Origin of the sequence: Providencia stuartii (assembly GCF_029277985.1) — a bacterium.
In the GTDB taxonomy this organism is placed as follows: domain Bacteria; phylum Pseudomonadota; class Gammaproteobacteria; order Enterobacterales; family Enterobacteriaceae; genus Providencia; species Providencia zhejiangensis.
Map to the genome: position 1 here is coordinate 3,245,910 of NZ_CP119546.1, position 16,465 is coordinate 3,262,374.

14 protein-coding genes and 1 pseudogene are annotated in these 16,465 nt (G+C 41.5%); 13 read left to right on the top strand and 2 right to left on the bottom strand.

Going from position 1 to position 16,465, the window contains the following annotated elements:
- Window positions 1-187: 187 nt before the first annotated feature.
- The 13 genes and pseudogenes from P2E05_RS14430 to P2E05_RS14490 all read left to right on the top strand — a co-directional run.
- Window positions 188-1,582: a GntP family permease gene (locus P2E05_RS14430; RefSeq protein WP_154622700.1), complete on the top strand. Its 1,395-nt coding sequence runs from the start codon at window positions 188-190 to the stop codon at window positions 1,580-1,582.
- Between the two features lie 17 nt (window positions 1,583-1,599).
- A complete protein-coding gene (locus P2E05_RS14435) occupies window positions 1,600-2,757 on the top strand; it encodes an iron-containing alcohol dehydrogenase (protein ID WP_272658092.1) in 1,158 nt (385 codons plus the stop codon).
- Window positions 2,758-2,782: 25 nt separating this feature from the next.
- Window positions 2,783-4,279 (top strand): CoA-acylating methylmalonate-semialdehyde dehydrogenase, encoded by a 1,497-nt coding sequence (locus tag P2E05_RS14440; RefSeq protein ID WP_163862705.1) that lies wholly within the window; start codon window positions 2,783-2,785, stop codon window positions 4,277-4,279.
- A gap of 132 nt (window positions 4,280-4,411) precedes the next feature.
- The gene (locus P2E05_RS14445) at window positions 4,412-5,173 is read left to right on the top strand and encodes an IclR family transcriptional regulator (protein ID WP_196714056.1); all 762 of its coding nucleotides are present in this window, start codon (window positions 4,412-4,414) and stop codon (window positions 5,171-5,173) included.
- A gap of 93 nt (window positions 5,174-5,266) precedes the next feature.
- Entirely contained in the window at window positions 5,267-5,968 is a 702-nt protein-coding gene (gene sanA, locus P2E05_RS14450; RefSeq protein WP_272677677.1) for an outer membrane permeability protein SanA, read from the top strand.
- 193 nt (window positions 5,969-6,161) lie between these two features.
- Window positions 6,162-6,953, top strand: coding sequence for an acetyltransferase (locus tag P2E05_RS14455; protein WP_272682905.1), 792 nt, complete (start codon window positions 6,162-6,164; stop codon window positions 6,951-6,953).
- Window positions 6,947-8,017: a T6SS immunity protein Tli4 family protein gene (locus tag P2E05_RS14460; RefSeq protein ID WP_276122854.1), complete on the top strand. Its 1,071-nt coding sequence runs from the start codon at window positions 6,947-6,949 to the stop codon at window positions 8,015-8,017. The genes P2E05_RS14455 and P2E05_RS14460 overlap by 7 nt, the downstream gene beginning before the upstream one ends.
- Before the next feature lie 267 nt (window positions 8,018-8,284).
- The gene (locus P2E05_RS14465) at window positions 8,285-10,015 is read left to right on the top strand and encodes a lipase family alpha/beta hydrolase (RefSeq protein WP_276122855.1); all 1,731 of its coding nucleotides are present in this window, start codon (window positions 8,285-8,287) and stop codon (window positions 10,013-10,015) included.
- Window positions 10,009-11,079, top strand: a complete 1,071-nt coding sequence (locus tag P2E05_RS14470) for a T6SS immunity protein Tli4 family protein (protein ID WP_276122856.1) — start codon at window positions 10,009-10,011, stop codon at window positions 11,077-11,079. Before P2E05_RS14465 ends, P2E05_RS14470 begins: the two co-directional genes overlap by 7 nt.
- Window positions 11,080-11,342: 263 nt before the next feature.
- Window positions 11,343-12,101, top strand: coding sequence for an acetyltransferase (locus tag P2E05_RS14475; RefSeq protein WP_276122857.1), 759 nt, complete (start codon window positions 11,343-11,345; stop codon window positions 12,099-12,101).
- Window positions 12,095-13,165, top strand: a complete 1,071-nt coding sequence (locus P2E05_RS14480) for a T6SS immunity protein Tli4 family protein (protein WP_276122858.1) — start codon at window positions 12,095-12,097, stop codon at window positions 13,163-13,165. The genes P2E05_RS14475 and P2E05_RS14480 overlap by 7 nt, the downstream gene beginning before the upstream one ends.
- A gap of 154 nt (window positions 13,166-13,319) precedes the next feature.
- Window positions 13,320-13,832, top strand: coding sequence for a DUF3304 domain-containing protein (locus P2E05_RS14485; protein ID WP_272657971.1), 513 nt, complete (start codon window positions 13,320-13,322; stop codon window positions 13,830-13,832).
- 374 nt (window positions 13,833-14,206) lie between these two features.
- Window positions 14,207-14,494, top strand: a pseudogene (locus P2E05_RS14490) (outer membrane permeability protein SanA); the annotation flags it as partial.
- 46 nt (window positions 14,495-14,540) lie between these two features.
- Here the strand turns inward: P2E05_RS14490 and yeiB are convergent.
- Complete coding sequence (yeiB, locus tag P2E05_RS14495) at window positions 14,541-15,713, bottom strand: DUF418 domain-containing protein YeiB (protein WP_272657970.1); 1,173 nt, start codon at window positions 15,711-15,713, stop codon at window positions 14,541-14,543.
- A 6-nt stretch (window positions 15,714-15,719) separates the two neighbouring features.
- On the bottom strand, window positions 15,720-16,379 hold the full coding sequence (gene folE / locus P2E05_RS14500) for a GTP cyclohydrolase I FolE (protein WP_154622694.1): 660 nt from the start codon (window positions 16,377-16,379) through the stop codon (window positions 15,720-15,722).
- Window positions 16,380-16,465: the final 86 nt, after the last annotated feature.

Here is a 16,465-nt window from a genome sequence, read left to right on the forward strand (position 1 = left end):
CTTTTCTGTGATCCAGACAGTTTTTCTTTTCTTTTCTCTCCGAATCCATTTGCTCATTACAATTATCTCATCTATTAATACAATTCATATCAACTAACGATACAGATTAACAAAAAGATTATTTTGCGGCCGATAAAAATAGAATCCTAATAATCAGCCTGCGATTAATAACACTGGAGAAACGGTTATGTTGAGTATCCTAGGTATTATTCTTTCCCTACTGATGTTGATGTATTTTGCTTACCGTGGCGTAAGCGTTTTACTGCTCGCTCCTATCCTAGCGCTATTTGCTGTGGTGATGAGTGGAGATATCACACACTTATTTGGTGTCTACACACAGGTCTTTATGACTGGTCTAGGCGGCTATGTCATAAAGTATTTTCCATTGTTTTTACTGGGTGCCGTCTTTGGGAAGTTGATGGATGATTCAGGCTCAGCTCAATCTATCGCCTATTCATTGGTCAAAAAATTAGGTGGTCACCGTGCGCTACTCGCCGTCGTTATTACTTGCAGTATCTTGACTTACGGTGGGGTCTCATTATTTGTGGTTGGCTTTGCTATCTTCCCTATTGCAGCTGCAATTTTTCATGCTGCCGCTATTCCTAAACGCCTAATCCCTGGCGCTATTGCCCTTGGCTCACTCAGCTTTACGATGACTGCTTTACCAGGAACGCCTGCGATTCAAAACACCATTCCTATGCCATTTTTTGGAACCGATGCTTTCGCGGCTCCCGGTCTTGGCTTGATTGGTTCTGCCGTGATGTTTGCGGCTGGCTATGGCTGGTTGAGCTATCGTGTCCGTAAAGCCAAACATGCCGCAGAAGGCTACGGGGATATTTATCATGCACCAGAAAAGCATACTGATGATGAACACCATCATTTACCTGCACTATGGAAAGCCCTGTTGCCAATCGTATTAGTTGTCTCCAGTAACTATGCACTCAGCAAACTCATTCCTCTAATGAATACCGAATACCTCTCTGATGCTAAATATGGACATGCCAGCTTAAATAGCGTTTTAGGCTTGTGGGCGATTATCGGCGCGCTGGTACTTTCTTGTGTCACGATCATTTTACTGAATTGGTCACGCTGGAAAGATTTGAAAGAAACCATGAACAAAGGTGTGATGGGTTCGTTATTACCTATTTTCAATACCGCGTCAGAAGTTGGATATGGTGCAGTCATCGCCTCGCTCGCGGCATTTGCCGTAATCAGTAATTATTTACTCAGTATCTCCGCTGGCAATGTGCTAATTTCCGAAACAATTGTCATTAGCATGCTTGTCGGTACAACAGGTTCCGCTTCCGGTGGCTTGAGTATCGCTCTTAGTATGATGGGGGAACACTTTTTACAACTTGCTGAAGCAACAGGCATCTCTCCTGAATTACTACACCGAGTTGCAGCTATGGCTTCTGGCGGTCTTGATACCTTACCGCACAACGGCGCGGTGATTTCACTACTTGCTATCTGCGGTCTAACTCACAAACGTTCCTATCTCGATATTTTCATGGTGACCGTCATTGGCAGTCTGTTAGGACTCATTGCTGTTATCTCCCTTGGCTCAATATTTGGCTCATTCTAAAACAAAAGGAAATGGTTATGTCTACGATTGTGCTACCAAGAACACTTGAAATTGGTCATAATTCAATCAAGCGTCTACCGAATATCTTACAAGGCCTAAATTGCCGTAAACCTTTGATTGTAACAGATAAGATGATGGTTAAGCTCGGTTACCTGAGTGATTTACAATCGATATTATCTCAGGCAGGTATTGAAAGTGATGTCTATTCAGACACCGTTCCTGAACCGACTGCGGCCTCTATTCAAGCCGGTATTGATAAAGTCCGAAGTGCCGATTTTGATGCTGTCGTTGCACTTGGGGGTGGCAGCCCAATCGACAGTGCAAAAGCAATTGCAGTGATCGGTAAATTGGGGGGAGTTATCAATGAATACCGGTTTCCTCGACAAGTCGAGGAGCAAGGTCTTCCCATTGTTGCTATTCCTACGACGGCGGGAACAGGCTCCGAATGTACCAGAGTCACCATCATTACGGATGAGAAAACGGATGAAAAACTAATGTGTATGGGCACCGGTTTTATGCCCATCGCCGCTATCGTTGATTACAATTTAACACTGAGTGTTCCTGCCAGAACAACAGCTGATACGGGTATCGATGCAATGACACATGCCATCGAAGCTTATGTAAGCCGTAAGGCGAATTTATATTCAGACAGCCAAGCGCTGTGTGCCATGAAGCTCATCGGCCCTAATTTACGTAAAGTTTATCATAATGGTAACGATAAACAGGCTCGTGAAGCCATGATGCTAGGCTCAACACTTGCTGGCGTTGCTTTTTCTAATGCTTCCGTAGCACTCGTACATGGTATGAGCCGCCCTATTGGTGCCTTTTTTCATGTTCCACATGGTCTTTCTAATGCCATGTTACTTCCTGCCGTCACTCGCTTTTCATTAAATGCAGCAAAAGCACGCTATGCGACATGTGCCCGTACATTAACCTTTGCACAAGAGACAGATAGCGATGATGTCGCCTGCGAAAAGCTGATTAATACCCTTGTCGAACTCAACAAGGAACTTTCTGTTCCAACACCAGCGGAATTTGGCATTGATAAGCAACATTTTTTCTCAGTTGTCGACACCATGGCAAAACAAGCGGAAGCCTCAGGTTCACCAGGTAATAACCCGCGAGTTCCAACTGTTGATGAAATGATCGCTATCTACGCACAACTTTGGGATTAAAAACTGAATTAATTGGAGAAATAAAATGAATATCGTCGGACACCTAATTCATGGTGCAATCAATGAAACCCATTCACGCTTACAAGATATTTATAATCCAGCTACCGGAGAAGTGAGCCGTCAGGTCGCTATCGCACCAAAAGCTACCGTCGAAGATGCAATCGATGCGGCTCACAAAGCATTCCCACAATGGCGCGATACACCACCGATGAAACGTGCACGCATCATGTTTCGTTATAAACAGTTACTCGAAGAGCGTGCCGATGAGATTTGTCGATTAATAGGTCAAGAGCACGGTAAAATTGTGCACGATGCTGCCGGTGAGTTACAAAGAGGCATTGAAAACGTCGAGTATGCTTGTAGTGCACCAGAACTCTTAAAAGGTGAGTTTAGCAAAAATGTGGGGCCTGGCATTAATTCGTGGAGTGATTTCCAACCTCTAGGGGTTGTCGCTGGGATCACCCCCTTTAATTTCCCTGCGATGGTGCCATTATGGATGTATCCATTAGCACTCGTTTGCGGGAATACCTTTGTCTTGAAACCTTCAGAGCGTGACCCAAGCGCCACCCTATATATAGGCCAACTGCTAAAAGAAGCAGGTTTACCTGATGGGGTCTTTAATATTGTTAATGGTGATAAAGAAGCTGTTGATACGTTATTGACTGATAAACGCGTCAAAGCTGTTAGCTTTGTTGGTTCAACCCCTGTTGCACAATACATTTATGCGACAGCTACGGCACATGGCAAACGTTGCCAAGCTCTCGGAGGCGCTAAAAACCATGCCATTGTTATGCCAGATGCCGATATGGAAAACGTGGTTAACTCACTCTTAGGTGCTGCTTTTGGATCATCGGGTGAGCGCTGTATGGCTTTATCCGTGGCTGTTGCCATTGGTGATGAAATCGCTGATGAGTTGGTCAGTCAGTTACAAGAACGGATGTCTACCCTAAAAATGGGAGTTTACAGTGATAAACATAACGATTTCGGCCCCGTTATCACTCGAGAACATCAACAAAAAGTCATTGGGCATATCACTAGTGCAGAAAAGCAAGGGGCAAAAATTATTGTCGATGGACGAAATGCCAAGGTAGCAGGCCATGAAAACGGCTTCTTTGTTGGCGCTACACTTATCGATAACGTCACCACCGCTATGGATAGCTATCAAGCTGAAATTTTTGGCCCAGTTCTGCAAGTGATCCGCGCTAAATCGATGCAAGAAGCCATGGATATTATTAATGAGCATGAATATGGTAATGGTACTTGTATTTATACCCGTGATGGTGAGGCAGCGAATTATTTTGCAGACTATATCCAAGTGGGCATGGTTGGGATCAATATTCCATTACCTGTACCAGTTGCCTATCATAGCTTTGGGGGGTGGAAAAACTCACTATTTGGTGACCTGCACGCTTACGGGCCAGATGGTGTCCGTTTCTATACCCGCCGTAAAACAATTACTCAGCGTTGGCCTTCAGCAAACTTACGTGAAGGCGCTGAGTTTTCAATGCCGACAATGAAGTAAAATTTAACGCATAGCTTCTCATCTTTTGCTTGATGAGAGGCTATTTTCTTCCCTCCTTCCCTCTATCACTCTTGCTTCACACCTGCGATAATGCCACCATGGCAAAAAATTTATGTTAAGAGAAACCGTCTATTGAATACACAGCATGATAAAAGTTCAGCCGTAACACGCGTTTTGGCCATTTTGGAGCACATTGCAAAATCTGATAATCCTCTTTCACCTGCTGATATTGCTCATGATCTGGCTATCCCTAAACCGACTGTTCATCGTCTTCTTGCTCAACTTAAGCAAGATGGTTATCTACAAATGAATTTAAGAGGGCTTTGGGAACCGGGAAATCGCTTACTCCAGATATCGCAAGGTGTTTGGAATAGTGTTCGTTTTAAGTCTGCACGCCAAGTCATACTGAGAACACTGGCAAACAATATCAATGAAACCTGTGGAATTTCAGTGCCGAATGGCTTAGAAATGCTGTACTACGAAAGAATTCAAACCAATTGGCCACTACAAATTAACTTACCGGAAGGCAGTCGTACGCCGCTTTGGTGTACAGCCAGTGGTAAGCTGTACCTTGCAAGCCTTAGCGAAGCCAAACGACAAAGCTTGTTAAAAGCCCTCCCTATTCATCAAATGACACGCAATACGCTAGTTGACATGTTTGAATTAAATGCTCAACTCGATAAAATCGCTCAAACTCAAATCAGTACGGATAATGAAGAGTTTATTGATGGGATGGTAGCCTGTGCAGTACCTGTAAAAGATGAGAAGAATCGGTTAATTGCTTGCATTTATACGCATGCACCATCAATTCGAACCCCTCTAGGATCTCTACTTGAACATGTTCCTGTAATGCAACAATCGGCACTTGCGCTGAGCCAACTCGAACACTGTTAAATCTATTGACAGGATTTTACGTTGCTCAACTTGCTTCCCCCATTTAAGTCAAGTAGCCTTATCATTACGACTATTATTATGAAGGCAAGGACAATGAGGAAACGTCTGCTTTATGGTCTAATAACTATTTTAGGGATAACTTTAGTCACTATTATTTTACTTGACCGCTGGATCGCTTGGGAAACTGCCCCTTATATCTATGAAAAAGTTGAAGAGCTGCCCGCACGTGATGTCGGGATGGTTTTAGGGACATCGAAATATTATTCGACAGGCGCTCAAAATTTATACTACCACTACCGAATCCTAGGTGCCGCAGATGCTTACCATAGCGGAAAAGTAAAATATTTACTGCTAAGTGGTGATAATGGCGCTCATAGTTACAATGAACCGATTACCATGCGCAAAGATTTAATCAAGGCCGGTGTTCCCGCCTCTAAAATTGTTCTCGATTTTGCAGGTTTTAGAACGTTAGATTCTGTTGTTCGTACTCGCAAAGTATTTGATACGGATAATTTCACGATTATCACTCAGCGCTTTCATTGTGAAAGAGCCTTATTTATTGCTAAACATAAAGGTATCGATGCACAGTGTTTAGCTGTACCAACGCCAAAAGCCATGTTTAAGGTAAGAGTACGTGAAGTATTTGCACGGTTAGGGGCATTGGCTGATCTCTATATTTTAAATCGTGAGCCTAAGTTTTTAGGGGAACAAGAATCCATTCCTGCACCAATCAAAATGCCTGAGGGAATGAAGGGTTATCCTGCCGTTTCACCCGATGAAGTAAATAAAATTTAATCCTTTTTATTCATTAGGCAGTTATCAAACATAACTGCCTAAATGCTACAGCTTTAGATATCTACAAAAATAAACATGGACATGGATTGGCAGTAGAAAAAGTGATCATTGTTACGCACTCTATGGGGGGCTAGTAGCTCGCTACGCAATAAATCCACCTGAATCAGTAACGTTCAAAGGTTGTCAAGATAAGGTGTTAGGTGTCGTGCATGGCGTTATTCCTGATTTGGGGTCACCTGCTGCTTATCGACGAATGAAAACAGGAGCTGGAAAGGAAGGGATTGCAGGCAAAGTTTTAGGGAGTTCAGCTAAAAAGTTAATGCCTGTTTTGGCGAGGGCTACAGCTGCTCTTCAACTATTGCCTTCCCCTAAATATAAGTCTCCATGGCTTAAAGATGATGATAGTTACCCAAAAACAGTAAGCTCAGACCCATTCACTGATATTTACTTGCGTAATGATGTTTGGTGGAAATTATATCAATCAAACATTATTGACTCGAAAGAGACTAACGTTGATGATAATTGGAAGTCTTACGTTAAATTGATAAATGAAGATGTTAGAAGTTTTATGGAGCATCAAGAGAAAGGAAAATATCATCCTAATACCTATGCGTTTTATGAGCATACAAAGCCTTCCGATGGCTCCGTAAAGTGGCATATCACGTCAATTACGTCCCCGAAAGATATGCATGACAGCAATAAAACAATCCCTAATAACTACCGTGAAGTGCCTTTACCGTTTAACCGCTCTCGTCTTTATGAGTTAAAAGCCTCAAATTCTGCGGGGGATGGTACGGTTCCTGTGGAATCCTTGAAAACAATCCAGCGTCAAAATGGGCAGTCCATTAAAAGTGTGTTAGCCACGAATGTTGACCATCAAGGGGCTTATGAAGTCAAAAACCTTGACGATATTCATCAACGTCCTGCATTGCAATTTACCCTGCGTGCTATCGCTAAAATGGTTCAAGAGGTGCCTGCATGTTGATAAAGACCGCGTTACGCGCAATCAGCTTTTCTTTAGGCGTGGTGTTTTTTATTCCGACGTTGTATGCAAATCCCATTGTTAAAAAGGACGCTGTTATGGTTGAACCGTTATTTTCGAAAACAAAACCGCAATGTGCGGGAATTTATGTGGTGGATGTTCCTGAGTCTTTTAATAATGGCACACATAAAGCCACGTATGATGATTTTGATATTGAAAGCCAATTTATTTATCCGCCGGCATTCAAGCAACGTATTGCATTACGTGAAGAGGCGCTTAGAAATCAAAAAACCAGTCAGAAAAATGCTCCAGCATTGAAAGAAGTTATTCAGCTTCCCGACAATCAAGGGGTGATCTTTGATAAAAATCAAAGTGGAACAGATGATTCTTACCGAACATTAGAGGCTCATGTGTATATCAACCATATAGCCTTTATTATAACTATCGATATTCTTGATTTGTCCGCCCCTAAATATGCCAAAGATAGAGATGATTATTTAAGTTATGGATTTGCTGAGTTTAAATTGAATGACAAACCCTCTAAATTAGCGGCAATGCGTTCGTTGATTTCGCGATTAAGCGGGCGATTAGATCATGATATTCCAACCGATAAAGGGTGGTGTATTCCTAATGGATTTATTGCGGATGACGGTAGAGAGCACAAAGTTGTTGTGGGGCTTAGCTATGAAAATGACGATTTACTCTTTGGTATCAATACGAATAATGCAATGATTGCCGACGGGGATACCTTTTTTGGTCGAAGTGATGCAATTGACGATGCTTTAAAAGCGTCAAGTATGAAAACCTTAAAAAAATATGCGTCTATGGCGAATGGTATTCCATTTGAAGCATGGCTTTTTGATGGCACTCAAAATTATGAACAGAAAACGTTAAAGGTCTACGACTTTACTCTTTATGCTAATGAAGCTGTTGCAACAGTGTGGAAGCCGTTAATCAAGTTAGGTCTTAATAGCAAGTATAAACAAACTCGCTATAGCGAAGCTCAAATGGTCGAAATTTGGGATCGGATTATAGGCTCTCTACGTTATAAACCGAACGCGTTTTAATGTTTTTCTGTGCGGCAATGATTGTCTCATTATCGCTCATATTTAACATAAATATGCTTGCATGCCCTACTACTGTAGCTCCAATTGAGTAATGTCACTTTTTGCGGCATAAAGGAGTAAACCTTTTGCCGCGATAAGGACATTCAAAATCACCTGTTTGACATAATGGATCTTATCGGTGCCGAAAAATTGGACATCCCAGATGGAACCTTAAGCTAAATTACGCTATTCTATTTTTCTTAATGATTCGTCAAAAGGATTAGCGTCATGTCAGAGAAAGATACCCCAGATATGAGCGAATGCCTGCACGTTTCCTATTACCACCCTCAATGGGATGAAAAAGGAAAATGCCATTGGAAAGGGGTTGGGCTTCAACACCAATCCCTTAATCCAGAAGCCAAATGCGTGGTTCCCCCAACCAAAATTATTCCAGTCATTTTTTTGCCTGGGGTGATGGGCAGTAATTTGAAAGCAACCTCGGCTGGTAGTAATTTTTTAGAAGGTGATAAGATTTGGCGGGGGGATAACGAGATCGAAGTTTATGTGGACTGGGCTAAGCTAAAAGGTCAAGAACGACGAGAATTGTTAAACCCTAAAACCACAACGGTCGATAATCGCGGAGTCATTAATTCGAACGTGTACTCGTTAATTACAGATGATGGCTTGGGGGATTGTGGAACACTCCTTCAACCGAGAAAAGAGCGAGGTTGGGGCGAAATTCTCAATTTTAGCTATGGGAATACATTGAGCGTGCTTCAAGGCGCATTGTTAGATGATTGGCAAAAAGCCGCCAGACGGCGTGCTGATGGTAAAGATGGCATCAGCGGCAATCCGAAAGAGAATGGCATTGTGCGTCAGTTGTGCAATACCGTGTTCGGCACTGAAGATAAAAATGAAGATTGCTTAACCGAAAAAGAAGCCAGTCATTTTTTGAATTTTCTCTATCCTTTGCATGTGTTTGGGTATAACTGGTTGGAAGATAATGCCATTTCTGCTGCCAAGTTGGTGGAGTATATAGATAAAACCCTCCGATATTACCAAAGCCAAGATGGACACGGACATGGTCTTGCGATTGAAAAAGTGATTTTAGTCACTCATTCCATGGGAGGATTAGTGGCTCGTTATGCCATGAATCCGCCAGACGATGCCGAATTTAAAGGGTGTCAGGATAAGGTGTTAGGCGTTGTTCATGGCGTCATTCCGGATTTGGGGTCACCTGCCGCCTATCGCCGGATGAAAGTGGGTGGAAAACAAGAAGGATTGGCGGGCATTGTCATGGGCAAGTCTGCCGAAGAATTGATGCCGGTATTAGCCCGCGCCCCTGCGCCTTTACAGTTATTACCCGCGCCAAACTATACCAGTAATGCCCATGGAATGGCGTGGTTTAGTGTTGAAAAAGGGAATGCTGATGGCAGTGATTTAGTCTTACCCCAAAAAGGCGACCCGTTTGGGGAGATTTATCTGAATAAAACCTTATGGTGGCGGTTGTATGAGTCTGACATCATTGATAAAGAGGAGTCCATTAGTCGGGAAAATTGGTTGGCTTATTTTAATTTAATGGAGAAACCGGTAAGAAAGTTTATTTCATCATTAAATGTTGCTGGTTATCACCCCAACACCTATGCGTTTTATGGGCATACAAAGCCTTCCGATGGCTCCGTGAAATGGCATGTCACGTCAATTACGTACCCGAAAGATATGCATGACAGCGATAAAACAATCCCCAATAACTACCGTGAAGTGCCTTTGCCGTTTAACCGCTCCCGTCTTTATGAATTAAAAGCCTCAAATTCTGCGGGGGATGGTACGGTTCCTGTGGAATCCTTGAAAACAATCCAGCGTCAAAATGGGCAGTTGATTAAAAGCGTGTTGGCAACGGATGTCGACCATCAAGGGGCTTATGAAGTCAAAAACCTTGACGATATTCATCAACGTCCTGCATTGCGATTTACCCTGCGTGCTATCGCTAAAATGGTTCAAGAGGTGCCTGCATGTTGATGAAGACCGCGTTACGCGCAATCAGCTTTTCTTTAGGCGTGGTGTTTTTTATTCCAACGTTGTATGCAAATCCCATTGTTAAAAAGGACGCTGTTATGGTTGAACCGTTATTTTCGAAAACAAAACCGCAATGTGTGGGAATTTATGTGGTGGATGTTCCTGAGTCTTTTAATAATGGCACGCATAAAGCCACGTACGATGATTTTGATATTGAAAGCCAATTTATTTACCCGCCGGCATTCAAGCAACGTATTGCATTACGTGAAGAAGCGCTTAGGAATCAAAAAACCAGTCAGAAAAATGCCCCTGCATTGAAAGAAGTTATTCAGCTTCCCGACAATCAAGGGGTCATCTTTGATAGAAATATTTCGGGGCAAGATGATTTAGGTCGGGTATTAGAAGCCCATGTGTACCTCAATCATATCGCTTTTATTATTACAACTGAAATACTTGACCTTTCATCGGATAAATATACAGAAAGGAAGAAAATATATATTAATGCAGGGTTTACAGAAGCTGAAATGAATGACAAACCAACTAAATTAGCGGCAATGCGTTCGTTGATTTCGCGATTAAGCGGTCGGTTAGATCATGATATTCCAACCGATAAAGGGTGGTGTATTCCTAATGGATTTATTGCGGATGACGGTAGAGAGCACAAAGTTGTTGTGGGGCTTAGCTATGAAAATGACGATTTACTCTTTGGTATCAATACGAATAATGCAATGATTGCCGACGGGGATACCTTTTTTGGTCGAAGTGATGCAATTGACGATGCTTTAAAAGCGTCAAGTATGAAAACCTTAAAAAAATATGCGTCTATGGCGAATGGTATTCCATTTGAAGCATGGCTTTTTGATGGCACTCAAAATTATGAACAGAAAACGTTAAAGGTCTACGACTTTACTCTTTATGCTAATGAAGCTGTTGCAACAGTGTGGAAGCCGTTAATCAAGTTAGGTCTTAATAGCAAGTATAAACAAACTCGCTATAGCGAAGCTCAAATGGTCGAAATTTGGGATCGGATTATAGGCTCTCTACGTTATAAACCGAATGCGTTTTAATGTTTTTCTGTGCGCAATGATTGTCTCGTTATCGCTCATATTTAACATAAATATGCTTGCATGCCCTACTACTGTAGCTCCAATTGAGTAATGTCACTTTTTGCGGCATAAAGGAGTAAACCTTTTGCCGCGATAAGGGCATTCAAAATCACCTGTTTGACATAATAGATCTTATCGGTGCCGAAAAATTGGACATCTCAGGTGAAGCCTTAAGCTAGATTTCTCTACTTTTTTATTAAGGAAAATTCGAGAGGATTAGCGTCATGTCAGAGAAAGATACCCCAGAAGCCGACGAATACCAATACGTTTCCTATTACCCTCTAAATGGAATGAAAAGGGAAAAACCTGCGCCTTTACAGTTATTACCTGCGCCAAACTATACCAGTAATGCCCATGGAATGGCGTGGTTTAGTGTTGAAAAAGGGAATGCTGATGGCAGTGATTTAGTCTTACCCCAAAAAGGCGACCCGTTTGGGGAGATTTATCTGAATAAAACCTTATGGTGGCGGTTGTATGAGTCTGACATCATTGATAAAGAGGAAGCGGTTAGCCAAAATAATTGGGAAGAGTATGTTATTTTAATGAGAAAAAAAGTCCGAAGTTTTATTTCATCATTAAATGTTGCTGGTTATCACCCCAACACCTATGCGTTTTATGGGCATACAAAGCCTTCCGATGGCTCCGTCAAGTGGCATATCACGTCAATTACGTACCCGAAAGATATGCATGACAGCGATAAAACAATTCCCAATAACTACCGTGAAGTGCCTTTACCGTTTAACCGCTCCCGTCTTTATGAGTTAAAAGCCTCAAATTCTGCGGGGGATGGTACGGTTCCTGTGGAATCCTTGAAAACAATCCAGCGACAAAACGGGCAGTTGATTAAAAGTGTGTTAGCCACGAATGTTGACCATCAAGGTGCGTATGAAGTCAAAAACCTTGACGATATTCATCAACGTCCTGCATTGCAATTTACCCTGCGTGCTATCGCTAAAATGGTTCAAGAGGTGCCTGCATGTTGATGAAGACCGCGTTGCGCGCAATCTGCTTTTCTTTAGGCGTGGTGTTTTTTATTCCAACGTTGTATGCAAATCCCATTGTTAAAAAGGACGCTGTTATGGTTGAACCGTTATTTTCGGAAACAAAACCGCAATGTGCGGGAATTTATGTGGTGGATGTTCCGGCGTCTTTTAATAATGGCACGCATAAAGCCACGTATGATGATTTTGATATTGAAAGCCAATTTATTTACCCGCCTGCATTTAAACAGCGTATTGCATTACGTGAAGAAGCGCTTAGGAATCAAAAAACCAGTCAGAAAAATGCCCCTGCGTTGAAAGAAGTTATTCAGCTTCCCGACAATCAAGGGGTCATCTTTGATAAAAACCAAAGTGGTTCAGATGATATATATCGTCAATTAGAGGCTCATGTATATCTTAATCAAATCGCTTTTATTATTACTTCAGACTTTAGAGATTTTTCGGATAAAAAGCATGAAGAGCGAAAAAAACAATATTTAGCTAGAGGTTTTACTGAGGCGGAATCAAATCAGAAACCCTCTAAATTAGCGGCAATGCGTTCGTTGATTTCGCGATTAAGTGGGCGGTTAGATCATGATATTCCAACCGATAAAGGATGGTGTATTCCTAATGGATTTATTGCGGATGACGGTAGAGAGCACAAAGTTGTTGTGGGGCTTAGCTATGAAAATGACGATTTACTCTTTGGTATCAATACGAATAATGCAATGATTACCGACGGGGATACCTTTTTTGGTCGAAGTGATGCAATTGACGATGCTTTAAAAGCGTCAAGTATGAAAACCTTAAAAAAATATGCGTCTATGGTAAATGGTATTCCATTTGAAGCATGGCTTTTTGATGGCACTCAAAATTATGAACAGAAAACGTTAAAGGTCTACGACTTTACTCTTTATGCTAATGAAGCTGTTGCAACAGTGTGGAAGCCGTTAATCAAGTTAGGTCTTAATAGCAAGTATAAACAAACTCGCTATAGCGAAGCTCAAATGGTCGAAATTTGGGATCGGATTATAGGTTCTCTACGTTATAAACTGAATGCATTTTAATTCACGCTAGAGCGGTAATCCTGTTGTTAGCGCTCAGATTTTACATAATCGTGCTTATAATAACCGATGACGTCATTTTAATTATCCTAATTCAGAAATAGATAATTTACCTTAAGTGTACGATACTGTTTTTTATTTTTAATGGACAGGAATCGTGTATGAGAGGGTTTACTTTACTTTTTTTATTCTTCCACTCTTTATTTTAGGATGTTCTCCTGACGAGAAACCTAAAGAGAACATTGCCTATGTGGGCGCGAACTTATTGGGGTATAACCATGTCGCAGACACGAATATCAATTGGTTTTCGGTTAATGGTTATCGGGGACGTACCGAAGGATTTACTTGCTGTGTAATGTTACCTGAAATATGGCAACCCAATATGCAGGTCAATGTGAAATGGAAGGTGAATCCTGACCCGTTTCCTAAAGATATGCCAAGAGTTGCAGATCCTGCATTTAAAGATTTTATAAAAAAACAAGAAGCCAATTACCGACAATATCAGACTACCGTGACTATCCCGGAATATCAGGATTCCTGTGGATTGCAAGTCCACTTCTTACCATGCCAACAAGTGAAAGTCATCGCGACGTGTCATGGTATTGAGCACCCAGACCACCCAATTAAAGCCCCCTTTGACCAACCGGAGCCTGCGCAATATCCTCAATAATTATCGTCCCTAAAAAAGACCAAATTTCCACGCAAGGTGATCCTTGCTGGGTTCCCCCTGAATTTCCGCTTGATGGACGGTTAAAACTGACAAAAGAGCAGTTAACTAAGAATATTGAAAAAATAGGACGAGACGAATTTGAACATCGGAGTCGCTGCTACCTGCGATCACCGGGCTGTAACGAGCTGTCTCAGATGTTTAACCTTATGTTCTAAGTGCTTTGTTTTACTTGTTTCATCTGTTCCATTATGTGTTGCATGCTGTTCATATGTTACATTGGCACTATGTTCATAATGAATAATTGCTAAGGCGCCAAAAACACGTAAAAGCTCTGATGTTTCTATTTTTTTGCACCAGTTTCATCTGTGCATGTGGATAATTTCACGATTATCACTCAGCGCTTTCATTGTGAAAGAGCTTTATTTATTGCTAAACATAAAGGTATCGATGCACAGTGTTTAGCTGTACCAACGCCAAAAGCTATGTTTAAGGTAAGAGTACGTGAAGTATTTGCACGGTTAGGGGCATTGGCTGATCTCTATATTTTAAATCGTGAGCCTAAGTTTTTAGGGGAACAAGAATCCATTCCTGCACCAATCAAAATGCCTGAAGGAATGAAGGGTTATCCTGCCGTTTCACCCGATGAAGTAAATAAAATTTAATCCTCTTTATTCATTAGGCAGTTATCAAACATAACTGCCTAAATGCTTATCTCGGGCTTTCTAAGCAATTGGATATGGTATCAGTCAGTTTGCGCCATCCCCATTCAATTGGGCCTTGCGTGAAAAAGTGTAACCAATAATAAGAAAACAGTAAGTTGATTAGCCATATTGGCACAATAAACGCTAATAACTCGAGTCGAGAAAACTTATTAAAGTAACCCAAATGATAAAAAATCGTTGTACAAATAAGGGTCTGCAATAAATAATTACTTAATGCCATACGCCCTGTACATTGCAACATCTTAGCAATGACACACGTTTTTATACTTTCCCAGAAACCATAAACTAGAGCAATATACCCTAGTGATTGTAGCGGGATCATCAATTCATTAATAATATAGCCAACAATCGAGGTAGCAAAATACCCCCAACCAAATTGACTTTGTAGATAAAGTGACAAAATTTGCACCAACAAAGCCGGTGTGATCAATAAAATGGCCATACGTCGATAATGCTGCGAACTAAATTGCCCACATAACCATCCATTACGGATTAATAAAAACCCTGTTATCATTAATCCAAGTAACTGCCAACCATATTGAATAAATAGCATTTCGACCATGTTGAGTACAGATTGTGCTCGATATAGCAGGCTAACACTTCCCCCCGTTGTTTTTTGTAAAAATTCAGAGAGTGCTTGTTCTTCAGACACATGCCAGAAGTTATCTGCATCGACCGAAATACCAAGGAAAAATAAAATAATGAGCCCAATGACATAAATAAAACAGGCAAATTTTAACAAATATTGCTGTGTATACTGCTCAAAAATAAATAATGCCATTACTCCCGTAATCGCGTAAGCGAGTAAAATATCACCATCCCAAAGCCCTACACCGTGAATCACGCCTAAAATCGCTAAGATCGCTAAACGGCACATATTCCACCGATAGCCTTTACGATGTAAAAGTGCCAAAGTTGCACCAAATAAAATCGAAAAAATAGCTAAAAACTTGCCTTGGAAAAAGAGATTAAAGACGCCCCAGACGAGGATGTCTGGTTGGCTTACCGATTGAGAATACACAGGATTCATATAGGCCATTTGCGGCAAAGCAAATCCAAAAATATTCATTAATAGAATACCTAAGATTGCAATGCCGCGCGTTGCATCAAGCCTATCAATGCGCCTTTGTTGGGATTCAGGCGATGCCATGACAGCCATAATACATTACTGATGGCGTACTGCGCGCAAAAACTCTTGGCGCGTATTTTGACTTGATTTAAATAGCCCACCTAAAGAAGTCGTCGTCGTTGCGCTGGTTGCATCACGAATACCGCGAGCTTTGACACAGTAGTGTACCGCATCAATTGATACCGCAACATTATTTGTTCCAAGTAATGTCTGTAGCGCAACTAAAATTTGCTGAGTCAAACGTTCTTGAACTTGAGGACGTTGAGAAAAGAACTGAACAATTCTATTGATCTTCGAAAGACCTATCACTTTATCTTTTGGAATATAAGCAACCGTCGCTTTTCCATCAATAGTGACAAAGTGATGCTCACATGTACTCGTTAATGTAATATCACGTACAGTCACCATTTCGTCGACATTCATTTTATTTTCAATGACGGTGATTTTTGGGAAGTTCGCGTAATCTAGACCTGAAAAAATCTCATCAACATACATTTTAGCAATACGTTTTGGGGTATCTGCTAAGCTGTCATCGGTTAGGTCTAAATTCAGTAACTTCATGATCTCTGCCATATGCCCTTCAATTAGCTGCTTACGCTCTTGCCCAGATTTAGGTTGGATGCGTAACGGCGTTTCAAGCCCTCTCGCTGCCAGAGCAGCATGAACCAATTCGGCTTCTTTACTCAGAGATGACATTAGATTCTCCACAAACGATATAACGATTTTTTATAAAAACGCAGGTGTGCGCCGTACTCTAAAACAGCATGTATCGATAATCCAGC